This is a genomic window from Methylobacterium sp. J-001, assembly GCF_022829565.1.
Classification (GTDB): domain Bacteria; phylum Pseudomonadota; class Alphaproteobacteria; order Rhizobiales; family Beijerinckiaceae; genus Methylobacterium.
Genome location: NZ_JAKSYN010000115.1, coordinates 42,905 through 65,028 on the forward strand (window position 1 = coordinate 42,905; position 22,124 = coordinate 65,028).

Consider the following 22,124-nt stretch of genomic DNA (forward strand, 5'->3'; position numbering starts at 1 on the left):
GGGCGTAACCTGCACAGGTGCAGGTCCCGTCCGTGCGCGGCGTTTCGCGCGCTCTGCATCCGGTGCCGTTCCCGTCACGCGCGCCGCGCTCGCGCGGCCCGGCACAGGGCACCATGAGACGCACGAGCCGCATCCGCGCCGGAGACCCCGGATCGCGCCGAAATCCCGACTGTCCCCGTACCGGCCCGGCGAGGCGCGCATGATTCGGCGCCGCCCGCCGGCCGAGACGGCCCCCGCCGCGCACCGCTCCGGCATCGCCGCATCCGACCAGCCGCATGTGCCGGTGCTGCTCGACGAGGTCGTCGAGTCGCTCAAGCTCGACGGCGGCCTCGCCGTCGACGGCACCTTCGGGGCCGGCGGCTACACCCGCGCCCTGCTGGCGGCCGATCCGACGCTGCGCGTGATCGCCATCGACCGCGATCCCACGGCGATCGCCGACGGTCAGCCCCTGGTCGCCGAGGCTGGTGGACGCCTGCGCCTCGTCCCCGGCCGGTTCGGCGATCTCGACGCCTTGCTCAGCGAGGCCGGCGAGCCCCGGGCGGACCGGGTGGTGCTCGATATCGGCGTCTCGTCGATGCAGATCGATACACCGGAGCGGGGTTTCTCGTTCCGCAACGACGGCCCCCTCGACATGCGCATGGGCAATGACGGCCCCAGCGCCGCCGACCTCGTCAACGAGGCCGACGAGACCGTGCTGGCCGACATCATCTACCATTACGGGGAGGAGCGGCGCTCGCGCGCCGTGGCCCGGACCATCCACGAGGCCCGCCGCCGCGGCCGGATCGAGACCACCGCCCAGCTCGCCGAGCTGGTCGCCAGCGTGGTCTGGGCCGAGCCCGGCAGCCACATCCACCCGGCGACCCGGACGTTCCAGGGTCTGCGGATCGCCGTCAACGACGAGCTCGGCGAGTTGGTGCGCGCGCTCCACGCCGCGGAGCGGATCCTCGCCCCGGGCGGACGGCTGGCCGTGGTGACGTTCCACTCCCTCGAGGATCGGATCGTCAAGCAGTTCTTCGCCGCCCGCAGCGGCCGATCCGCCCAAGGCTCGCGCCACCTGCCGGGCGGCCCCGCCGAGACGATCCGCAGCTTCCGCCTCGTCACGAAGGGTCCGGTCCTGCCGGGCGAGGCCGAGACGGCCCGCAACCCGCGCGCCCGCTCGGCCAAGCTCCGGGCCGCGGAGCGCACCGAATCCGAGACGCCCGAACCGCTCGCCGCGCTCCACGCGCTCGCGAGCCTGCCCGAAGCCGCCCGCGGGGGCCATCGCCGATGATCCGCCTGCTGAACCTCCTGGCGGTCGCCGGCCTCGTGGCCTCGGCGATCTACGCCTACTCGATCAAGTACGACACGCTCTACCAGGGCGGTCAGGTCTCGAAGCTGCAGACGGCGCTCCACAAGGAGCGTCAGGCGATCGCAGTGCTGCGCGCCGAGTGGCAGCTGCTGACCCGGCCGGATCGATTGCAGGCCGCGGTGGACAAGCACCTGGCCCTCGAGCCGATCGGGACCAGCCACCTGGCCCGCCTGTCGGACCTGCCAGCCCGCCCGGAGCGCGGCGACGAGATCGGCCGGCTGCTCGCTGCGACCGCGACGCCGAAAGATAAGGGCGGGATCGAGCCGCGCACCACCGGCGCGATCACCCGCACCGTCACCACGACCCGCACCCCGAATACCGCTTCGAGGTAATCACCCGTGTCCGAAGACGCCGACCACACCAGAGACGCGGCAGCCGAGACGCAGATCTCGGAGCACGACGCACAGGCCCAAGATGCGTCGGCCCAAGAGGCGTCGGCGCAGGAGGCGCCAGCTCACGATGCGGCGCACTACGCCGTGTCCGAGCACGATGCGGCCGCCCTCGAGGCCGCCGCCCGGGCGGTGCATCCGGACCTGCGTGCCGCCCGCGCCAAGGCGTTCGTGCGGAGCATGTTCCGGCTCGCCATCGAGCGCTCGCATATGCGCGTCGCCCTGGTCGGGCTGGTCTTCGTCGGGGTGTTCGGGACGATCTCGGCCAAGCTCCTGATGATGGCCGTGTTCGGCGATCCGCCCAGCCAGGAGCACCGGGTCGCGGCCGCCTCCTCGACGGCGTTCCGGCCCGACATCGTCGACCGCAACGGCGAGATCCTGGCCACCGATATTCGCACCGTCTCGGTCTTCGCCGAGCCCGGCAACATCTACGACAAGGACGAGGCGGTGGAGCTGCTCACCGCGGTCCTGCCGGAACTCAACGCCTCGGAGCTGCGCGCCAAGCTGTCCTCGCGCAAGGACAAGAAGGGCGCGGGCTTCGTCTGGGTGAAGCGCGAGCTGACGCCGAAGCAGCAGGCCGAGGTCCACCGGCTCGGCATCCCGGGCATCGGCTTCCTGCCCGACCACAAGCGGGTCTACCCGAACGGCACCGCCGCCGCCCACATCCTCGGGGCGACCAACCTCGATGGCGTCGGCATCGCCGGCATGGAGAAGTACATCGACTCCACCGGCCTGCAGGCGCTCAACAGCTTCGGGCTGGTCAACAAGCAGGCCGATCTCAAGCCGGTGCAGCTCTCCATCGACCTGCGCGCCCAGTTCGCCGTACGCGACGAGCTGGCCTGGGGCATCGATCACTTCAAGGCCAAGGCCGGCGCCTCGATGATCCTCGACGTGAAGACCGGTGAGGTCATCGCCCTGGTCTCGATGCCGGACTTCGACCCGAACGACCCGAAGGACGCGCTCTCGCCCGACCGCATCAACCGCATGAATGTCGGCGTCTACGAGATGGGCTCGACCTTCAAGGCGATGACGCTGGCCATGGCGCTCGACTCCGGCAAGTACAACGTCAACTCGACCTTCGACACCCGCGGCGGCGTGCTGAACTGGGGCCGGCAGAAGATCCACGAGTATCACGGCACCAACCGGGTCATCACCATGCCCGAGGTGTTCACACACTCCTCCAACATCGGCTCGGCCAAGATGGCGCTGGGCGTCGGCGTGCCTGGCCACAAGGCCTTCCTGAAGAAGATGGGCTTGCTCGACCGGCTGCGGACCGAGCTGCCCGAGAGCGCGGCCCCGATCGTCCCGTCCCGCTGGACCGAGATCAACACGATCACCATCGCGTTCGGCCACGGCATCGCGGTGGCACCGATCCAGGCGGCCGCCGCGGTGGCGGCGATCGCCAATGGCGGCGATCTGATCACCCCGACCTTCCTGAAGGCCGCCCCCGAAGACAAGGCGCGCGCCACGCACGTGCTCTCGGCTCAGACCTCCGAGGCGATGCGCTACATCATGCGCCTCAACGCGGCCGAGGGTTCGGCCAAGAAGGCGGCGATCCCGTACTACTTCGTCGGCGGCAAGACCGGCACGGCCGAGAAGGTGATCGGTGGCCGCTACATCCACAACCGTCTGTTCACCACCTTCATGGCGGCGGCGCCGATGAACGACCCGAAATACCTGTTCGTGACGATCATGGACGAGCCGCAGGGCCTGCCGGAATCGGGCGGTTACGCTACCGCGGCCTGGAACTCGGGCGTGGTCACCGGCAAGGTGATCGAGCGGGTCGCCCCGATCCTCGGACTGCCGCCGCAGTTCGAGCCGCCAGTGCGGCCGTTCCCCCAGATGGTCAAGCTCAACGCCTACCACATCAACCAGCTCGGCGGCCCATGATGGTGCAGCGATGACCGCCCGGCTCGCCGATCTCTTCCCGGAGGCCACCGGTCCGACCGCCGACCTGACGGTGACGGCGCTGACCGCCGACAGCCGGCAGGCGGCGCCCAAAAGCGTGTTCGTCGCCGTACCCGGCACGAAGGCCGACGGGCGGTTGTTCGCCGCCCAAGCCGCCGGACGCGGCGCCGTTGCGGTGGCCGGGGAGGGGGATCGCCCCGCCGACCTGCCCGAGTCCGTCGCCTGGATCGCGGTTCCGGATGCCCGCCGGGCGCTGGCGCTCGCCGCCGCCCGGCTCGCCGGTACGCAGCCCGGGGCCGTGGTCGCGGTGACCGGTACGGCAGGCAAAAGCTCAGTCGCGGATTTCGTGCGCCAGATCCTGGCCCGCCTCGGCCGCGACGCGGCGAGCCTCGGCACCGTCGGGATCGTCACCAATCGCGGTGCAGAATACGGCTCGCTGACGACCCCAGACCCCGTCACGCTGCACCAGACCCTGGCCCGGCTCGCCCGCGAGGGCGTGACCGAGCTCGCCATGGAGGCGTCCTCACACGGGATCGAACAGCGCCGCCTCGACGGCGTACGGCTCACGGCTGCGGGCTTCACCAATCTCGGCCGCGATCATCTCGACTACCACGCGAGCATCGAGGAATACCTCGCGGCCAAGCTGCGCCTGTTCACCGACCTGCTGCCGGAAGGCTGCCCGGCGATCGTCAACACCGACGGGGCGTATGCCGATCAGGTGATCGCGGCTTCCGTGGGTGCCGGCCGTCCGGTCCGCACGGTCGGGCGCGCGGGAACGGAAATCCGCCTCGTCTCGGCGCAGACCGAGGGCTTCGCGCAAGCCGTGACGCTCCTGCATGACGGCGTGACCCGGACGGTGCGTCTTCCGCTGGTCGGCGATTTCCAGGTCGCGAATGCCCTCGTCGCGGCCGGGCTGGCGCTCGCCACACCCGCCGGCGCCGCCGATCCGGACGGCGTGTTCGCGGCCCTCGACCACCTCACCGGCGTGCCGGGCCGGATGGAGCGGATCGGCGAGGCGCGGGGCGGGTTGTGCCTCGTCGATTACGCCCATAAGCCCGAGGCGCTGGAGAGCGTCCTGACCGCGTTGCGGCCGTTCGCGTCCGGACGCCTGATGGTCGTGTTCGGCTGCGGCGGCGACCGCGACCGGGGCAAGCGCCCGCTCATGGGTGCGATCGCCGAGCGGCTGGCCGATACCGTCATCGTCACCGACGACAATCCGCGCACCGAGGATCCCTCGGCGATCCGCCGGACAATCCTCGAAGCCGCTCCGAGGGCTGAGGAAATCGGCGACCGGGCGGGGGCGATCCACGAAGCCGTGCGCCGCCTCGGACCCGGCGACGTGCTGGTCGTGGCCGGCAAAGGCCATGAAACCGGCCAGATCGTGGGAGATCGCACCCTGCCGTTCTCGGACCACGAGATCCTGCGGGCCGCCATCGCCGAGGCGACAGCGTGACGGTGACCGGGGACCGACCATGACTGCACTCTGGACCCGCGACGCGCTCGAAGCCGCCACCGGCGGGCGCCTGATCGGCGGAAGTCGCCCGATCACGGGCGCCTCGATCGACACCCGCACGATCGAGCCCGGCGACCTGTTCTTCGCAATCCGAGGCGAGACCCGTGACGGCCACGATTTCGTCGCCGACGCACTCCGACGTGGAGCCGGAGCGGCGGTGATCAGCGAGGCCCGCGCCGCAGACCTGTCGGCGCACGGTCCGGTCTTGGCGGTCCCGGAACGGGGCGCCGACCCGGTCCTGACCGCGATGACGCGTCTGGGCGAGGCCGCCCGGGCGCGCACCGACGCCCAGGTGGTGGCGGTGACCGGCTCCGTCGGGAAGACCGGGACCAAGGAGGCCTTGCGCCACGTGCTCGCCGCGCAAGGCGAGACCCACGCCTCGGCGGCCTCCTACAACAACCATTGGGGCGTGCCCCTGACGCTCGCCCGGATGCCGCGCGCCGCGCGCTACGGCGTATTCGAGATCGGCATGAACCACCCGGCCGAGATCGTGCCGCTGACCGCCCAGGTCCGCCCCGGCATCGCGCTGATCACCACGGTCGAGCCGGTTCATATCGAGCATTTCGCCTCGGTCTCGGCGATCGCGGACGCCAAGGGCGAGATCTTCTCCGGGCTCGAGCCCGGCGGCGTCGCGATCATCAACCGCGACAGCGTGCATTTCGAGCGCCTGCTCGCCCATGCGCGCGCCTCGCGCGCCGGCCGGGTGATCAGCTTCGGCGAGCACCCGGAGGCCGACGTGCGCGCCCACAAGATCGTGCTGCGCCCCGACCTGTCGGTGGTCGACGCCGTGGTGATGGGCCAGCCCGTCACCTACAAGCTCGGCACCGCCGGGCGGCATGCGGCCCTGAATTCCCTCGGCGTGATGGCGGTAGTCCATGCGCTCGGCGCCGACCTCGCCGAAGCAGCGCTGTCGCTCGCCGGGCTGGCCCCGCCGGTCGGGCGCGGCGAGCGCACCGCCCTCGAGATCGACGGTGGCACCGCCTATCTGGTTGATGAAAGCTACAACGCCAATCCGGCTTCGGTCCGGGCGGCGATCGCGACGCTCGCCGGCATCGAGACCGGCCCGCGCGGCCGCCGCATCGCGGTGCTGGGCGACATGCTGGAGCTCGGCGCGGCCTCCCCCGATCTGCATCGCGGCCTCGCCGAGGCGATCGAAGCCGCGCGGATCGATCTGGTCTTCGCCTCCGGGCCGCTGATGCGCAATCTGTTCGAGGCGCTGCCGGTGAGCCGCCGCGGCGGCGTCGCCGACACCGCCGCCGACCTGATCGAGCCGCTGACCCGCAACCTGCGGTCCGGCGACGCCGTGATGGTCAAGGGATCGAACGGCAGCCGCATGGGGCGGATTGTCGATGTGCTGAAAGCCCGCTACGCGGTCGACCCGGCCCGGCGCGGACTGGCCGCCGCCCCGTGATCCGCCCCATGATCGGCACGCCCGAGCGTTCGCGACGATCGGTGCCGCCCCCCGAAACCCGCGCCTGAACAAAGGGGCCGAGCGCCCGGATGCTGTACCTCCTCTCGGAACTGAGTGGCACGTTCTCGCCGCTCAACGTCTTCCGCTACATCACCTTCCGCACCGGCGGCGCGCTGTTCACGGCGGGCCTGTTCGTGTTCTGGTTCGGGCCCTGGATCATCTCCCTGCTGCGCCTGCGCCAGGGCAAGGGCCAGCCGATCCGCGAAGACGGGCCGCAGACCCATCTGCTGACCAAGCGCGGCACGCCGACCATGGGCGGGTTGATGATCCTGGCGGGCGCCGTGGTGGCGATCCTGCTCTGGGCCAACCCGCGCAATCACTACGTCTGGGTGACCCTGACCGTGACCCTCGGCTTCGGGGCGATCGGCTTCTACGACGACTACCTCAAGGTGACGAAGCAGTCCCACAAGGGCTTTTCCGGCAAGTTCCGGCTGTCGCTGGAAGCGATGATCGCCATCGCGGCCTGCACGATCGTCTCGGTCTACTCGCCCGCCGCCCTCCAGAACCAGCTCGCCTTTCCGGTCTTCAAGGACGCGCTGCTCAATCTCGGCTGGTTCTACGCCCTGTTCGGGGCGTTCGTGATCGTCGGCGCCGGCAATTCCGTGAACATGACCGACGGCCTCGACGGGCTGGCGATCGTGCCGGTGATGATCGCCTGCGGCACCTTCGGGATCATCGCGTATCTCGTCGGCAACTCGTTCACCGCGAGCTATCTCCAGGTGAACTACGTCCGCGACAGCGGCGAGCTCGCCGTGGTCTGCGGCGCGGTGATCGGGGCGGGCCTCGGCTTCCTGTGGTTCAACGCGCCGCCGGCCCAGATCTTCATGGGCGATACCGGCTCCCTCGCGCTCGGCGGCCTGCTCGGCACCATCGCGGTGGCGACCAAGCACGAGATCGTCCTGGCCATCGTCGGCGGCCTGTTCGTGCTGGAAATGATGTCGGTGATCATCCAGGTCGCCTCGTTCAAGCTCACAGGCAAGCGCGTCTTCCGGATGGCGCCGATCCACCACCATTTCGAGCAGAAGGGCTGGAAGGAACCGCAGGTCGTGATCCGGTTCTGGATCATCGCGGTCATCCTGGCGCTCGCCGGCCTGGCGACCCTGAAGCTGCGCTGAGAATATGTGCTAGATTGTCCACAGATAGGCCGATCCCAATCGGGTCCTCATCCTGAGGTGCGGCCGCGAAGCGGGCGCCTTGAAGGAGCCCTCCAGCCGGCCGCGCGATCCCTGGAGGGCTCCGTCAAAGCCCGCTGACGCGGGCAATTCAGGACGACGGGTCGGGGTGGGATCGGCCGATTGCCGTCATCGCATCCCGAGCCGTCCATGACCCCCGTCACCGTTTTCGAAGGCCAAAAGGTCGCCCTGTTCGGGCTCGGCGGCTCTGGGCTGGCCACGGCTACCGCGCTGAAAGCCGGAGGCGCCGAGGTCGTCGCCTGGGACGACAATGCCGACAGCGTGGCGCGCGCGCGGGACGCGGGTATCGGCAACCAGGATCTGCGCGAGGCCGACTGGTCGGGTTTCGCCGCCCTGGTGCTCAGCCCCGGCGTGCCGCTGACCCATCCGGAACCGCACTGGACCGTCCGGCTCGCCCGCGAGGCCGGCACCGAGATCATCGGCGATATCGAGCTGTTCTGCCGGGAGCGCCGGGTGCGGGCGCCCGGGGCGCCGTTCGTGGCGATCACCGGCACCAACGGCAAGTCGACCACCACGGCGCTGATAGCCCATGTGCTCGCCCAGGCCGGGCGCGACGTGCAGATGGGCGGCAATATCGGAACCGCGATCCTGTCGCTGGCGCCGCCGGACGCGGCCCGGATCCACGTGATCGAGATGTCGTCGTTCCAGATCGACCTGACGCCGGGCCTCGACCCGACGGTCGGCGTGCTGATGAACATCACGCCGGACCATCTCGACCGCCACGGCACCATGGAGCAGTACGCCGCCATCAAGGAGCGTCTGATCTCTGGATCGGGCCTGGCGGTAATCGGCATCGACGACGGTCCGAGCCGGGCCATCGCCGAGCGGCGCGCGAGCGACCTCGTGCGGGTTCACGTGCCCACCGGTGACGCGCTGTGCGCCGACGCCCTGACGGTGCGCGACGGCATCGTCCGCGATCCCGAGAGCACGGCTTTGGCCGATGTCACTGGCATCGGGTCGCTGCGCGGCGCCCACAACTGGCAGAACGCCGCCGTGGCGGTGGCGGTCGCCCGTGCCCTCGGCCTCACGGGCGAAGAGATCCAGGCCGGCCTCTCGTCCTTCCCGGGGCTGCCGCACCGGATGGAGGAGGTCGGACGGCGCGGCGCCGTGCTGTTCGTCAACGATTCCAAGGCGACCAACGCGGATTCCACCGAGAAGGCGCTCACCGCCTTCCGCGACATCCACTGGATCCTCGGCGGCAAGGCCAAGGAGGGCGGGATCTTCCCGCTGGTGCCGTATTTCCAGCGGGTCGCCCACGCCTACCTGATCGGCGCGGCCTCGGACGCCTTCGCGGCGACGCTCGAAGGCGTCGTGCCCTACACCCGGTGCGAGACCCTGGAGGTCGCGGTGCCCAAGGCCGCCGAGAACGCCGCCGCCTCCGGTGCCCCGGAGCCGGTGGTGCTGCTCTCGCCGGCCTGCGCCTCCTACGATCAGTTCCGCAATTTCGAAATTCGCGGCGACCGGTTCCGGGAGCTGGTGCGAGCGCTGCCCTGAAGGGATCGATCGTTAGGGTTTCAAAAGGTCGATGACCTTTTGCGGGTGCAGGCCGGAGCCCTGCTGTCGGGCTTTGCCCGATGCATCGGGGGCTCCGCCCCCGAACCCTGCCAAAGGGCTGAGCCCTTCGGAAACCCGTTCCGGGCCGATCAGCGCGCCAGAACCTTGGCGGCGTCGCGGGTGGTCGCCACCGCCTCCGAGACGTCGGCCACGGCTTGCGCGATCGCCCCGATATTACCGGTGATCGCCGTCACCGCCCCCGCGGCGCTCTGCATGCTTTCGGCGAGGTCGCGGGTCACTGCGCTCTGCTCCTCGATAGCGGCCGCAGTGGAGACCACGGTCTCGCGCATCACCGAGACCGAGGCCCCGATCGAGCCCAAAGCCACCACCACCTCCTGGGAGACCTGCTGTACGCTGGCGATCTCGCCGTTGATCTGCCCGGTGGCCCGGGCCGCCTGGTCGGCGAGCGCCTTCACCTCGGAGGCGACCACCGCGAAGCCCCGGCCGGCCTCGCCGGCACGCGCCGCCTCGATCGTGGCATTGAGGGCCAACAAATTGATCTGGCCGGCGATGCTCTGGATCAGGCCGACGATGCTGGACATCGCCGTCGCGCTGTCGGCGAGCCGCTTGGTGTGGCCGTCAGCCTCCCGCACGCAGGCATAGGCGGTGTCGGTGGCGCTCTGCGAGCGCACGATGCTCTGGGACATTTCGGCGACGGAGGCGGCGAGTTCCTCGGCCGCCGCCGCCACGGTCTGGACATTGCCGGAGGTCGAATCCGCAGCCGTTGAGGCCAGCCGGGCGGCATCGCTGGAATGCAGGACGGCGTGCTCGATCGCGCCGAAGTTTCTGTCGATCAGCGTCCGCAGGTCGGCGAGCAGCCGGACCTGCTCGGTGATGTCGGTGGCGAATTTCACCACCTTGTAGGGCCGGCCGGCGGCGTCGAGGATCGGGTTGTAAGAGGCCTGGATCCAGACCTCGCGCCCGTTCTTGCCCAAGCGCCGGAACTGCGCGGCCTGGTAGGTGCCGTTCCGCAGTGCCGCCCAGAATGCCCGGTAGGCTTCGCTGTCCCGGTAGGCGGGCTCGACGAACAGGCCGTGGTGCTGCCCCACGACCTCGTCGCGGCCATAGCCCATCACGGACAGGAAGTTGTCGTTGGCCTCGATCACCATGCCGTCGAGGTCGAAGGCGATCACCGCCTGCACCTTGTGGATCGCCGCGATCTGGCCGGCGCGGTCGGCCTCCTCGGTGCGCTGCCGGGTGATGTCGGTGGCGAACTTCACCACCTTGTAGGGGCGGCCGCGGACATCGAGCATCGGATTGTAGGACGCCTCAATCCAGATCGGGCGGCCGCCGCGACCGACCCGCCGGAACTGACCGGTCTCGAACGCCCCGGCACGCAGGCGCTCCCAGAACGCCCGGTAGTCCGGCGAGTCCCGGTAGGCCGGCTCGACGAACAGGCTGTGATGCTGGCCGACCACCTCCGGCAGGGTGTAGCCGACCGCATCGAGGAAATTGGCGTTCGCCGACAGGATACGCCCGTCGAGATCGAATTCGATCATCCCCTGAACACGGTCGAGGGCAGCCAGCTTGGCGCGCGCTTCACGGGCATTCAAAGCAGCGAACATGAGGGTCGGCTTCTGCTGTGCGGACCGGGCCTGGCAAAGCGGCGCGCTCGACACGCCGCTTTCCGATCCAGGTGGGGATGCACGCCAGAGTTGCATGCAGGAAATTAACATTCGATGACGCCAGCCCCAGTACAGATCCGACGAATACGGTAATTCCCTCCACGAGCCCGATCCGCCGGATGGCGCGCCTCGGCCGGCCATAAGGCTCCGTTTACCATTCCCCCACAGGATCGGCCTGACCCACGCGGACCGGACTCCGCGCGGCCTGGAGTCGTTGCCCAGCATGATCTCACGCGCGGAACGCACACCCCTCACCGATTGGTGGTGGACGGTGGACCGCGGGCTGCTCGCGGCGCTGTTTGCGCTGATGGTGGCCGGCCTGGTCTTCCTGATGGGCGGCGGCCCGCCGGTGGCCGAGCGCATCGGCCTGCCGACCTTCTACTTCCTCAACCGGCAGGCGCTGTACCTGGCGCCGACCATCCTGCTGATCTGCGCGGTGTCGTTCCTGTCCCTGCGCGGGGTGCGGCGGCTGGCGCTCGTCACCTGGGTCTGCGGCGTCACGCTCTGCCTGCTCGCGGGCAAGTTCGGCCCGGAGATCAAGGGCGCGCATCGCTGGATCCAGTTCGGTCCGATCGGTCTGCAACCGTCCGAATTCGTCAAGCCGGCCTTCGTGGTCGTGGCCGCCTGGGCCTTCTCGGAGGGCGCGCAGCGGCGTGACATGCCGGGCGGCTTCCTGGCGATGCTACTCCTGCCGGTCACCATCGTGCCGCTGCTGCTCCAGCCGGATTTCGGCCAGACCATGCTGATCACCATGGTGTGGTGCGCGCTGTTCTTCGTCGCCGGGCTGCACCTGATCTGGGTGGCGCTGCTCGGCGTCCTCGGCCTTGGCGGCGTGTTCGCGGCCTACCTGTTCTTCCATCACGTCCGCGAGCGCTTCAACAAGTTCCTCGACCGCGATTCCGGGGGCGGCTTCCAGGATTTCTGGTCCCGGGAATCGTTCCGCTCGGGCGGCTGGTTCGGCACCGGCCCGGGGGAGGGGGTGGCCAAGCGGCACCTTCCGGACGCACATACCGACTTCATCTTCTCCGTCACCGGCGAGGAGTTCGGCGTGATCGTCTGCCTCTGCCTCGTGGGTTTGTTCGCCTTCATCGTGCTGCGCGGCCTCAAGCTCGCCCGCCGCACCGATGATACCTTTTCCCGCCTGGCGATTACCGGCCTGACCACCCTGTTCGGACTCCAGGCCTGCATCAACATGGCGGTGAACACGCAGCTGATGCCGGCGAAGGGCATGACCCTGCCGTTCGTCTCCTTCGGCGGTTCGTCGATGATCTCGCTGGCACTCGGTACCGGCTTCCTGGTTGCGTTGACCCGCAAGCGCCCGCGCACCGTCCTGCTCAGTCAGAAGCCGCCCGGCACCGCCTCGGCGACCGTCGCCGGAGTGATGCGGTGACCGTCTTCACCCCCACGATCCTCCTCTGCGCCGGCGGGACCGGCGGCCACCTGTTCCCGGCCGAGAGCCTCGCCCACGCCCTGCGGGCCCGGGGCATCCGGGTGGCACTCGCCACCGATGCCCGGGTCGATGCGATCGCGAGCGAGTTCCCGGCCTCCGAGGTGGTCACCATCGCCTCGGCGACGCCATCCGGCCGGTCGCCGCTGAAGCGGGCGAGCGCCGTGCTGACGTTGGGCCGCGGCTTCGGCGTCGCCGCCAAGGAGATCCGGCGGATCAACCCGGCCGCCATCGTCGGCTTCGGCGGCTACCCGACCGTGCCGCCGGTGCTCGCCGGCCAGATCCTGCGGGTGCCGACGGTGCTGCACGAGCAGAATGCCGTGATGGGCCGGGCCAACGCCTTCCTGGCGCGCGGGGCCCGGACCATCGCCACCGGCTTCAAAGATGTCCGCGGCGTGCCCGACAAGGCGCGTGCGACCCGGATCCACACCGGCAACCCGCTCCGCCCTGCGGTGATCGAGGCGGCCAAGGTTCCGTATTCTGCGTTCCGAGACGGCGACCTCCTCCGTCTTCTGGTGTTCGGCGGAAGCCAGGGCGCCCGGGTCATGGGTGAGGTCGTGCCCGAGGCGATCGAGCGCCTGCCCGCTCCCTTGCGGTCGCGCCTGCACCTCGTCCAGCAGGTCCGGCCCGAAGACCTGACGGCGGTCCAGAACCGCTACCTCGCCTTGGGGCTCGCCGGGCTCGAGGCGGCGCCGTTCTTCAAGGACCTGCCGGCCCGCATGGCCGCGAGCCACCTCGTGGTCTCGCGCTCGGGCGCCTCGACGGTCTCGGAGCTGTCGGCGATCGGCCGGCCGTCGATCCTGGTGCCGCTGCCCGGCTCCCTCGACCAGGATCAGGCGGCCAACGCCGCGACCCTCGAGGCGATCGGCGCGGCGCTGGCCCTCAAGCAAGCCGACTTCACCCCGGATCGCCTCGCCGCCGAGCTGGTCGCCTGCTTCGCGACGCCGGCAAAATTGACCGCGGCGGCCGATGCGGCCAGAAGCGCGGGCATCCACGACGCCGCCGAGCGGCTGGCCGAGGTCGTCATCGCGACGGCCAGAAGCGGTTAGCAATCGGGTTTCCAAAGGGCTCAGCCCTTTGGCGGGTTGTCAGGGCGGAGCCCTGATGGAGCACGGCGAAGCCCGATGCAGGGCGCCGCCCTGCACCCGCAAAAGGTCCCGGACCTTTTGAAACCATGACTTTACGGAAGGTACGACGACAGATGAAGCTGCCCGACAAGCTCGGCCCCATCCACTTCATCGGCATCGGCGGCATCGGCATGTCCGGCATCGCCGAGGTGATGAGCAACCTCGGCTATACGGTCCAGGGCTCCGACGCCTCGGACAACGCCAATGTTCGCCGGCTGGCCGAGAACGGTATCCGCACCTTCGTCGGCCACCAGGCCGAGAACGTCGACGCGGCCGCCCTGGTGGTGGTCTCGACGGCGATCCGCCGGGACAACCCGGAGCTTCAGGCCGCCCGCGAGCGTCGCCTGCCAGTGGTCCGCCGCGCCGAGATGCTGGCCGAGCTGATGCGCTTCAAGTCCTGCGTCGCGATCGCGGGCACCCACGGCAAGACCACCACGACCTCGCTGGTGGCCACTCTGCTCGACGCCGGCAACCTCGACCCGACGGTGATCAACGGCGGCATCATCAACGCCTACGGCACCAATGCCCGGATGGGCGAGGGCGACTGGATGGTGGTGGAGGCCGACGAATCCGACGGCACCTTCCTCAAGCTGCCGGCCGACGTCGCCATCGTCACCAACATCGATCCCGAGCATCTCGACCATTTCGGCTCATTCGATGCGGTGAAGGACGCGTTCCGGCGCTTCATCGACAACATCCCGTTCTACGGCTTCGCGGTGATGTGCACCGACCACCCGGTGGTGCAGGACATGGTCGGGCATATCGAGGACCGGCGCATCATCACTTACGGCGAGAATCCCCAGGCCGACGTGCGCCTGCTCGACGTGGACCTGAAGGGCGGCCAGAGCCGGTTCCGCGTGATGATCCGCGACCGGCGCCCGGGCTTCCGCATGGAGATGGAAGATCTCGTCCTGCCGATGCCGGGCAAGCATAACGCGCTCAACGCCACCGCAGCGCTCGCCGTCGCCAACGAGCTCGGCGTCTCGCACGACGCGATCCGCCGGGCCCTGGCGGGCTTCGGCGGCGTCAAGCGCCGCTTCACCCGCACCGGCGAGTGGAACGGGGCGACGATCTTCGACGATTACGGACACCATCCGGTGGAGATCAAGGCGGTGCTCAAGGCCGCCCGCGCCTCGACCGACGGCAACGTCATCGCGGTGGTGCAGCCGCACCGCTACACCCGGCTGGCCTCGCTGTTCGACGATTTCTGCACCTGCTTCAACGATGCCGACACAGTGATCGTGGCCCCGGTCTACACGGCCGGCGAGGCGCCGATCGAAGGGATCGATCGGGACGCCCTGGTGTCGGGCCTACGCTCCCGCGGCCACCGCGACGCCCGTCCCCTGGAGCGCCCCGAGGAGCTGGCGGGGATCGTCGCCGAACTCGCCAAGCCCACCGACTACGTCGTGTGCCTGGGCGCCGGCACGATCACGCAATGGGCTTACGCGCTGCCGAGCGAACTCGCCGCGCGGGGGAAGTAAGGGGGGATGCGATCGGCCCAGACGGAACCCGCGCGATTCCGTCGGCATCTGCGCCTCGTTCAGACGGAGGCGGAGCGCCGTCTCTGGTATCGCCTGCGCGATCGACGTCTCGCCGGCTTCGAGTTCGTGCGACAGGAATCGATCGGGCTCTACGTCGCGGATTTCTGCTGTCGCGAGGCGCGTCTCATCGTCGAGATCGACGGTAGCCAACACGCGGACAATGCGCGCGATCGCGTTCGGGACGCATGGCTGACAGCGCAGGGCTACCGCGTCCTCCGTTTCTGGAATCCCGAGATCGCCAACAATATCGGTGCAGTTCTGGACACCATCCTGGCCGCGCTTCCACCCTCTCCCAGCACGCGTGGAGAGGGTGGAAGCGCGGCAAGCCCGAAGGGCAAAAGTAAAGGGGCGGCTCCGGACGAAGCCTTGTCGGAGCCGCCTCGACGCAACGACCGGGACGTCGCATCCCTCCCACCGAAGGCCTAGCGAATTTACAGCTCGGATTTCATGCCTTTTGCACGGCGGCGGTCTATGTTTCAGCTCCATCGTCGACACGTTGATCCCCTCGCCCCGCTTGCGGGGAGAGGGCTCCGGCGACCTTGTCGTCGCCGGAGCGAGGCGGCAGCCGAAGGTGAGGGGGCGGCTCCGGATGAGCTTCATCCGTTCAAGCCCCCTCACCGCCGCTCCGGCTTCGCCTGCGCTTCCCGCACGGACGACAAGGTCCATGCGGGCCTCTCCACGCGCGCGGGGAGCGAAGACCGGTGCCGCCTCCTGAGCCGTGTGAAAACCGTGATCCCGCGAGCGGGGAGAGGGGAGATCACACCATGACCGCATCGCTTCACGACCGAATCCGCGCCGCAGCGCCGGCCCTGCGCGGGCGCCTGATCGCCGATCAGCCGCTGGCCGACCTCACCTGGTTCCGGGTCGGCGGCCCGGCCGAGGTTCTGTTCACCCCGGCCGACGAGGAGGATCTCGCGCTCCTGCTCGCCGCCTTGGAGCCGGACGTGCCGGTCACGGCGATCGGCCTCGGCTCGAACCTGATCGTCCGCGATGGTGGGGTGCCGGGCGTGGTCATCCGGCTCGGCGGCAAGGCGTTCGGCAGCATTGCGATCGATGGCGAGACGCTGCAAGTCGGCACCGCCGTGCCGGATATGCGCCTCGCCAAGGCGGCGGCCGAGGCCGGGCTCGACGGGCTCGCCTTCTATCGGGGCATCCCGGGCTCGATCGGCGGCGCCCTCCGCATGAACGCCGGCGCCCATGGCGGCGAGACCACGGACGTGCTGGTCGAGGCCCATGGCATCGACCGGACCGGCGCGCTGCGCCGCTTCGGCCACGCCGATATGGGGTTCTCCTACCGCCATTCCGATGCGCCCGAGGACGTGATCTTCACCCGCGCCCTGTTTCGCGGAAAGCCTGGCGACCGCGCCGCGATCGAGGCCGAGATGGCGCGTGTGACCGCCGCCCGCGAGGCCGCGCAGCCGATCCGCGAGCGTACCGGCGGCTCGACCTTCGCCAACCCGGAGGGCGGCAAGGCCTGGCAGCTGATCGACGCCGCCGGCTGCCGGGGCCTGACTCGGGGGGGTGCCCAGGTCTCGCCGATGCATTGCAACTTCCTGATCAACACCGGCGGCGCCACCGCCGCCGACATCGAGGGGCTGGGCGAGGAGGTCCGGCGCCGGGTGCGGGAGACCAGCGGGATCGCGCTGCGCTGGGAGATCCGGCGGATCGGCGTGCCTGCGATCGAGACCTGAGATCGAGGCGCGAAGGGAACGGATCATGCGCGACGCGGTGATGATCGAGCCGGCCGGCGGCACCGTCTCCGCCTACGTCCCCGTTCGAGACTGACCTTTCCGAGGAGCCCACCATGTCCAAGCACGTCGCCGTCCTCCTGGGCGGCACCTCCGCCGAGCGCGAGGTCTCGCTCAGCTCCGGCGCGGCCTGCGCCGCGGCGCTCGAAGGGGAGGGGTACCGGGTCACCCGGGTCGATGTCGGCGCCGACATCGCCTCCGTGCTCACCGCCCTGCGACCGGACGTGGCCTTCAATGCCCTGCACGGCCCGGACGGCGAGGACGGCACGATCCAGGGCCTGCTGGAGATCCTGAAGATTCCCTACACCCACTCGGGCGTACTCGCCTCGGCGCTGGCCATGAACAAGGAGCGGGCGAAGACGGTGATGCGCGCCGCCGGCGTCGACGTGCCCGAGGGTCGGGTCGTTAACCGGTTCGAGGCCGCAAAAAACCATCCGCTGCCGCCGCCCTACGTGGTCAAGCCGATCGCCGAGGGCTCCTCCATGGGGGTCATCATCGTGCGCGACGGCCGGTCGCACCCACCCCAGATCCTCGCCTCGGAAGAGTGGACGTTCGGCGAGCAAGTCCTTGCAGAACCTTACATAGCCGGTCGCGAACTCACCTGCGGGGTGATGGGCGACAAGGCCCTCGGGGTGATCGAGGTGAAGGCCTCCACGGGGGAGTGGTACGACTACGACGCGAAGTACGCCCCGGGGGGCTCGGTCCACGTGCTGCCGGCCGAACTTAAACCAAATGTTTACCAGCGTGTCCAAGAGTTGTCGTTAACGGCGCATCAAGCACTGGGCTGCCGGGGCGTCAGCCGTGCCGACCTTCGCTACGACGACACACCGGGTGGAACCGGTTTGCTCGTGGTTCTCGAGGTCAACACGCAACCCGGCATGACCCAGACAAGCCTTGTGCCTGAGATGGCGGCCCATGCGGGCCTTGGTTTCGGTGAGCTCGTCCGATGGATGGTGGAGGACGCTTCTCTGAATCGCTGAGCGGCGGTGACGCTGCCGGTCGCAGCCTTCCCGCGCGCCTTGTCGGCGCCGCGCTGGACCGGCTGACCGGACGCGCCCCGGCCCGCTCCCTCTCGGTGCGCCGGGCCCGCAAGGGCCAGCAGCTGACCGAGCGTTTGCCGCGGGGCGTCGGCACTGTGGGCGTGTCTGTATCTCTCGCCGCCGTGGCGCTCGCCGGCTTCGTGGCAAGCGGGCGCTACGAGTCCTTCGTGGCGGAGCAGGGCCGGCCCCTCGATATCGCCGCCCGGGTCCTCGGCTTCGGCGTCGAGCGCGTGACCATCTCGGGCATCTCGCGGATGTACGAGCGTGAGGTGCTCGCCGCCGCTGGGATCGACTGGCGCTCCTCGGTCCCGTTCCTGGACGTCGTCGAGGTGCGCGAGAAGCTGCTGCGCGTGCCGCTGATCGCCCAGGCTTCGGTCCGCAAGATCTATCCGAACGAGATCGCCATCACCCAGGTCGAGCGCGAGCCCGCCGCCCTCTGGCAGAAGAATGGTGAGATCAACGTGATCGCAGCCGACGGTACCGTCATCGACGCCATGCGGGACGACCGCTACGCCAGCCTTCCGCTGGTCGTCGGCGACGACGCCAACAACAAGCTTCCGGAATACCTCGCCCTCATCGCCGCCGCCGGGCCGCTCTCCGAGCGGATCAAGGCCGGGACCTACGTCTCCGGCCGGCGCTGGACGCTCAAGCTCGACGGCGTCGATGTGCGCCTCCCCGAGAACGAGCCGGCCGCGGCGCTCGCCCGCCTCGTAAGGTTCGAGCGCGACGCCGGGCTGCTCGAGAAGGACATCATCGCGGTGGATCTGCGCATGCCCGACCGCGTGGTGGTGCGCCTGACCGAGGAGGCCGCCGCCGCCCGTGCGGAAGCCCAGAAGGCGAAGAAGAAGGGCGCGGCCAGCTGATGCCCTCAACCGCGATCTCCGCCCGTCCCGTCTTCTGCGTCCGGTAGTGTCTATGCACAGCCAACACGGCCTCACGCCGCGACTGAAGCCGCTCTCGGCCCGACGCTCGACCACCCTCTCGGTGCTCGACATCGGCACCAGCAAGGTCGTCTGCCTCATCGCCGAGCTGCAGCCCGCCGAAGCGCTCTCGACCCTGCGCGGCCGGACGCACCTCGCCCGGATCATCGGCATCGGCCACCAGCGCTCGCTGGGGCTGAAGGGTGGTGCGATCGTCGATCTCGCTGCCGCCGAGGGCGCAATCCGGCAGGCGGTGCACGCCGCCGAACGGATGGCCAAGGTCGAGGTCCAGTCGGTCATCGTCAACATGTCCGGCGGCCGCCTCGCATCGCAGCATTTCCAGGCGCGGGTGAACGTTCGCTCCGGCACCGTCACCGGCAGCGATGTCGAGCGGGTGCTGGAGACGGCGAGCGCCCACGGCGTCAGCCCGGGCCGGGCCGTGCTGCACGCGCTGCCGACCGGCTACGCGCTGGACGGCCAGGGTGCGGTCATCGATCCGTCGGGCATGATCGGCGAGGCCCTCGGGGTCGACCTGCACGTCGTCACCAGCGAGCTCGCCGCCGCCCGCAACGTCATGCTGGCGGTGGAGCATTGCCATCTCGGGGTCGAGGCGGTGATCGCCACGCCCTACGCCGCCGGGCTCTCGGCCCTGGTGGATGACGAGGCCGAGATGGGTGTCTGCGTCGTCGACATGGGCGGCGGCACGACCAGCGTCGGGGTGTTCTCGGGCGGCCACCTCGTCCACGTGGACGCGGTGGCGGTCGGCGGCCACCACGTGACCATGGACATCGCCCGGGGTCTCTCCACCCGCATGGCCGCGGCCGAGCGGCTGAAGACCCTCTACGGCTCGGCCCTCTCCACCCCGTCCGACGATCGCGACATGATCGCCGTGCACGGGGTCGGCGAGGACGAGGGCGAGGCCCCGGCCCACATCCCGCGCTCGCAGCTGGTGCGGATCATCAAGCCGCGGGTCGAGGAGGTGGTCGAGCTGGTGCGCGACCGTCTGCGCGACGCCGGCTTTGCCGCCCAGGCGGGCCGCCGGGTGGTGCTGACGGGCGGCGCCAGCCAGCTCGTCGGCCTGCCGGAGGTCGCCCGGCGGGTCCTCCAGGGCCAGGTCCGGATCGGCCGGCCGCTCGGGATCCGCGGCCTGCCCGAGGCGGCCAAGGGACCGGCCTTCTCGGCCGCCGTCGGCCTGCTGGTCTACCCGCAGGTGGCGCATGCCGAGCACTTCGAGCCGCGGGGGCACGGCGCCTTCGCGGCCACGGGATCGGACCGGTACATCAGCCGGGTCGGGCGCTGGATCCGGGACAGCTTCTAAGGTTTCACCCCCGCCCTCACCGGCAGGGGATCGAAAAAAGATCGGCGCCGCAGCGCCGCACGGAAAGCAGAGTAAGCGAGAGGCTCGACACCATGGCCATTACCCTCCAGGCGCCGGACATCCGGGAACTCAAGCCCCGCATCACCGTCTTCGGTGTCGGCGGCGCAGGCGGCAACGCAGTCAACAACATGATCGAGTCGGGCCTGCTCGGCTGCGAGTTCGTGGTCGCCAACACCGATGCGCAGGCGCTCACTTCCTCGAAGGCGGAGCGGGTGATCCAGATGGGCCTGGGCGTCACCCAGGGCCTCGGCGCCGGCTCCCACCCGGAGGTCGGCTCCGCCGCCGCCGACGAGGTGATCGACGAGATCCGGGACCAGCTCTCGGGCGCCCACATGTGCTTCATCACCGCCGGCATGGGCGGCGGCACCGGCACCGGCGCCGCGCCGGTCATCGCCCGCACCGCCCGCGACATGGGCATCCTGACGGTCGGCGTCGTCACGAAGCCGTTCCAGTTCGAGGGCGTGCGCCGCATGCGCACCGCCGAGTCCGGCATCCAGGAGCTGCAGGCCGCGGTCGACACCCTGATCGTGATCCCGAACCAGAACCTGTTCCGGGTCGCCAACGAGAAGACCACCTTCGCCGACGCCTTCGCGATGGCCGACCAGGTGCTCTACTCGGGCGTCGCCTGCATCACCGACCTGATGGTCAAGGAAGGCCTGATCAACCTCGACTTCGCCGACGTCCGGGCGATCATGCGCGGCATGGGCAAGGCCATGATGGGCACCGGCGAGGCGTCGGGCGAGAAGCGCGCCAACCGCGCCGCCGAAGCCGCCATCGCCAACCCGCTCCTCGACGACGTCTCCATGAAGGGCGCCCGCGGCCTGCTGATCTCGATCACCGGCGGCTCCGACCTAACCCTGTACGAGCTCGACGAGGCCGCCACCCGCATCCGCGAGGAGGTCGATCAGGACGCCAACATCATCCTGGGCGCCACCTTCGACGAGAGCCTCGACGGCATCATCCGCGTGTCGGTGGTCGCCACCGGTATCGAGCCGCTGCTGATCTCGGCCAACTCGACCAACAACCCGGCCATCGCCGAGACCGAGCAGCGCATCGCCGAGGTGGCCGAGCGCCTGCGGGCCGAGGCCCGGGCCCGCGCGTCTTCGCCGGTTCCGAGCATCCGCACGGACTCGATCGCCCAGGCTCCCGCACAGAACGTGGCGCCGGCCGCCCCGCAGCCGGCCCCCGAGGCCCGGACCGAGACCCGGTTCGAGGCGCCCGCGCCGGTCGCTCGTGACGAGGTCCACCTCGCCCCGGCCCAGCCGCGCGCCGCCGCGCCGTTCGTCCCGGCCCCCGCCCAGCAGCAGGCCGAGCCGGCGCCGCAGTTCCAGGCCGGCCCGTTCGTGCCGCCGCGTCCGGCTGCCCCGGCCGCCGCGCCGCTCGCCCGGGCCCCGCGCATGCCGCAGATCCACGAGTTGCCGGCGATCGCCCAGAATCAGATCCTGGCGAACCGGGCGGCCGAGGAAGCAGCGCCGGAGTCCAAGCGGACCTCGCTGCTGCGTCGCCTCGCAACCGTCGGCTTCGGTGGAAAGCGCGACGAGATGGAAGGCGTGCCCGCCCCGCGGGCCGCGGCCCCGGTCGCTCCGCAGCCGCACGCAGCCCAGCCGCAGCACTTGGCTCAGCCGCAGTTGAACCATCCCCACGTGCCGCCGGCCCCGCGCGCCCCGCTCCCGGCGGCGCCGCAGTACCGGCCGGCCCAGGGCGGCCTCGATGCCCAAGGCCGCATCGCGCCCCAATCGCGGATGATGGACGACGACCAGCTCGAGATCCCGGCGTTCCTCCGCCGCCAGGCGAACTGAACGGCCTCGATCCGGGACGAGAAGCAGAGCCGGCGGGAAACCGCCGGCTCTTCGCGCTGCACAGAAGCAATTCTTGGTTGCTGATCCGGAGGACAGGAGTCACAGCGGCGTTAACGTTTGTGA

At 70.1% G+C, this 22,124-nt stretch carries 17 protein-coding genes; 16 read left to right on the forward strand and 1 reads right to left on the reverse strand.

The window, feature by feature from the left end; all coding sequences use genetic code 11:
- Positions 1-199 precede the first annotated feature (199 nt).
- From rsmH to murD, 7 genes are all read left to right on the forward strand, one after another.
- Entirely contained in the window at positions 200-1,270 is a 1,071-nt protein-coding gene (gene rsmH / locus MKK65_RS12680; RefSeq protein ID WP_243958034.1) for a 16S rRNA (cytosine(1402)-N(4))-methyltransferase RsmH, read from the forward strand.
- A complete protein-coding gene (locus MKK65_RS12685; RefSeq protein WP_058194188.1) occupies positions 1,267-1,680 on the forward strand; it encodes a hypothetical protein in 414 nt (137 codons plus the stop codon). The genes rsmH and MKK65_RS12685 overlap by 4 nt, the downstream gene beginning before the upstream one ends.
- 6 nt (positions 1,681-1,686) lie before the next feature.
- Positions 1,687-3,627: a peptidoglycan D,D-transpeptidase FtsI family protein gene (locus tag MKK65_RS12690; protein WP_243958035.1), complete on the forward strand. Its 1,941-nt coding sequence runs from the start codon at positions 1,687-1,689 to the stop codon at positions 3,625-3,627.
- 10 nt (positions 3,628-3,637) lie between these two features.
- Positions 3,638-5,098 (forward strand): UDP-N-acetylmuramoyl-L-alanyl-D-glutamate--2,6-diaminopimelate ligase, encoded by a 1,461-nt coding sequence (locus MKK65_RS12695; protein ID WP_243958036.1) that lies wholly within the window; start codon positions 3,638-3,640, stop codon positions 5,096-5,098.
- A 19-nt stretch (positions 5,099-5,117) separates the two neighbouring features.
- Entirely contained in the window at positions 5,118-6,569 is a 1,452-nt protein-coding gene (locus MKK65_RS12700) for a UDP-N-acetylmuramoylalanyl-D-glutamyl-2,6-diaminopimelate--D-alanyl-D-alanine ligase (protein WP_243958037.1), read from the forward strand.
- Between the two features lie 89 nt (positions 6,570-6,658).
- Complete coding sequence (mraY, locus tag MKK65_RS12705; RefSeq protein WP_058194184.1) at positions 6,659-7,744, forward strand: phospho-N-acetylmuramoyl-pentapeptide-transferase; 1,086 nt, start codon at positions 6,659-6,661, stop codon at positions 7,742-7,744.
- A gap of 207 nt (positions 7,745-7,951) precedes the next feature.
- Positions 7,952-9,316, forward strand: a complete 1,365-nt coding sequence (gene murD / locus MKK65_RS12710; RefSeq protein ID WP_243958038.1) for a UDP-N-acetylmuramoyl-L-alanine--D-glutamate ligase — start codon at positions 7,952-7,954, stop codon at positions 9,314-9,316.
- A 149-nt stretch (positions 9,317-9,465) separates the two neighbouring features.
- Here the strand turns inward: murD and MKK65_RS12715 are convergent, their stop codons facing one another.
- The gene (locus tag MKK65_RS12715) at positions 9,466-10,941 is read right to left on the reverse strand and encodes a PAS domain S-box protein (protein ID WP_243958039.1); all 1,476 of its coding nucleotides are present in this window, start codon (positions 10,939-10,941) and stop codon (positions 9,466-9,468) included.
- 283 nt (positions 10,942-11,224) lie between these two features.
- On the opposite strand from MKK65_RS12715, the gene MKK65_RS12720 reads away from it, so the two are divergent.
- The 9 genes from MKK65_RS12720 to ftsZ all read left to right on the forward strand — a co-directional run bounded on the left by MKK65_RS12720 (position 11,225) and on the right by ftsZ (position 22,001).
- On the forward strand, positions 11,225-12,391 hold the full coding sequence (locus MKK65_RS12720) for an FtsW/RodA/SpoVE family cell cycle protein (RefSeq protein WP_243958040.1): 1,167 nt from the start codon (positions 11,225-11,227) through the stop codon (positions 12,389-12,391).
- Positions 12,388-13,497: an undecaprenyldiphospho-muramoylpentapeptide beta-N-acetylglucosaminyltransferase gene (gene murG, locus MKK65_RS12725; RefSeq protein WP_243958041.1), complete on the forward strand. Its 1,110-nt coding sequence runs from the start codon at positions 12,388-12,390 to the stop codon at positions 13,495-13,497. The genes MKK65_RS12720 and murG overlap by 4 nt, the downstream gene beginning before the upstream one ends.
- Before the next feature lie 152 nt (positions 13,498-13,649).
- On the forward strand, positions 13,650-15,056 hold the full coding sequence (murC, locus tag MKK65_RS12730; protein WP_243958043.1) for a UDP-N-acetylmuramate--L-alanine ligase: 1,407 nt from the start codon (positions 13,650-13,652) through the stop codon (positions 15,054-15,056).
- A gap of 6 nt (positions 15,057-15,062) precedes the next feature.
- On the forward strand, positions 15,063-15,542 hold the full coding sequence (locus MKK65_RS12735) for an endonuclease domain-containing protein (RefSeq protein WP_243958045.1): 480 nt from the start codon (positions 15,063-15,065) through the stop codon (positions 15,540-15,542).
- Between the two features lie 338 nt (positions 15,543-15,880).
- Positions 15,881-16,807 (forward strand): UDP-N-acetylmuramate dehydrogenase, encoded by a 927-nt coding sequence (gene murB / locus MKK65_RS12740; protein ID WP_243958047.1) that lies wholly within the window; start codon positions 15,881-15,883, stop codon positions 16,805-16,807.
- A 113-nt stretch (positions 16,808-16,920) separates the two neighbouring features.
- A complete protein-coding gene (locus tag MKK65_RS12745; RefSeq protein WP_243958049.1) occupies positions 16,921-17,844 on the forward strand; it encodes a D-alanine--D-alanine ligase in 924 nt (307 codons plus the stop codon).
- Positions 17,811-18,767, forward strand: a complete 957-nt coding sequence (locus tag MKK65_RS12750) for a cell division protein FtsQ/DivIB (RefSeq protein ID WP_243958051.1) — start codon at positions 17,811-17,813, stop codon at positions 18,765-18,767. The genes MKK65_RS12745 and MKK65_RS12750 overlap by 34 nt, the downstream gene beginning before the upstream one ends.
- Before the next feature lie 52 nt (positions 18,768-18,819).
- On the forward strand, positions 18,820-20,142 hold the full coding sequence (gene ftsA, locus MKK65_RS12755; protein WP_007562333.1) for a cell division protein FtsA: 1,323 nt from the start codon (positions 18,820-18,822) through the stop codon (positions 20,140-20,142).
- Between the two features lie 92 nt (positions 20,143-20,234).
- Positions 20,235-22,001: a cell division protein FtsZ gene (ftsZ, locus tag MKK65_RS12760; protein ID WP_243958052.1), complete on the forward strand. Its 1,767-nt coding sequence runs from the start codon at positions 20,235-20,237 to the stop codon at positions 21,999-22,001.
- Positions 22,002-22,124: the final 123 nt, after the last annotated feature.

Bases quoted from the DNA above. Each gene is read 5' to 3' on its own strand.
- rsmH (WP_243958034.1), top strand. From the start codon at position 200: ATGATTCGGCGCCGCCCGCCGGCCGAGACGGCCCCCGCCGCGCACCGC.
- MKK65_RS12685 (WP_058194188.1), top strand. From the start codon at position 1,267: ATGATCCGCCTGCTGAACCTCCTGGCGGTCGCCGGCCTCGTGGCCTCG.
- MKK65_RS12695 (WP_243958036.1), top strand. From the start codon at position 3,638: ATGACCGCCCGGCTCGCCGATCTCTTCCCGGAGGCCACCGGTCCGACC.
- MKK65_RS12700 (WP_243958037.1), top strand. From the start codon at position 5,118: ATGACTGCACTCTGGACCCGCGACGCGCTCGAAGCCGCCACCGGCGGG.
- mraY (WP_058194184.1), top strand. From the start codon at position 6,659: ATGCTGTACCTCCTCTCGGAACTGAGTGGCACGTTCTCGCCGCTCAAC.
- murD (WP_243958038.1), top strand. From the start codon at position 7,952: ATGACCCCCGTCACCGTTTTCGAAGGCCAAAAGGTCGCCCTGTTCGGG.
- MKK65_RS12715 (WP_243958039.1), bottom strand. From the start codon at position 10,941: ATGTTCGCTGCTTTGAATGCCCGTGAAGCGCGCGCCAAGCTGGCTGCC.
- MKK65_RS12720 (WP_243958040.1), top strand. From the start codon at position 11,225: ATGATCTCACGCGCGGAACGCACACCCCTCACCGATTGGTGGTGGACG.
- murC (WP_243958043.1), top strand. From the start codon at position 13,650: ATGAAGCTGCCCGACAAGCTCGGCCCCATCCACTTCATCGGCATCGGC.
- MKK65_RS12735 (WP_243958045.1), top strand. From the start codon at position 15,063: ATGCGATCGGCCCAGACGGAACCCGCGCGATTCCGTCGGCATCTGCGC.
- murB (WP_243958047.1), top strand. From the start codon at position 15,881: ATGACCGCATCGCTTCACGACCGAATCCGCGCCGCAGCGCCGGCCCTG.
- MKK65_RS12745 (WP_243958049.1), top strand. From the start codon at position 16,921: ATGTCCAAGCACGTCGCCGTCCTCCTGGGCGGCACCTCCGCCGAGCGC.
- MKK65_RS12750 (WP_243958051.1), top strand. From the start codon at position 17,811: ATGGATGGTGGAGGACGCTTCTCTGAATCGCTGAGCGGCGGTGACGCT.
- ftsA (WP_007562333.1), top strand. From the start codon at position 18,820: ATGCACAGCCAACACGGCCTCACGCCGCGACTGAAGCCGCTCTCGGCC.
- ftsZ (WP_243958052.1), top strand. From the start codon at position 20,235: ATGGCCATTACCCTCCAGGCGCCGGACATCCGGGAACTCAAGCCCCGC.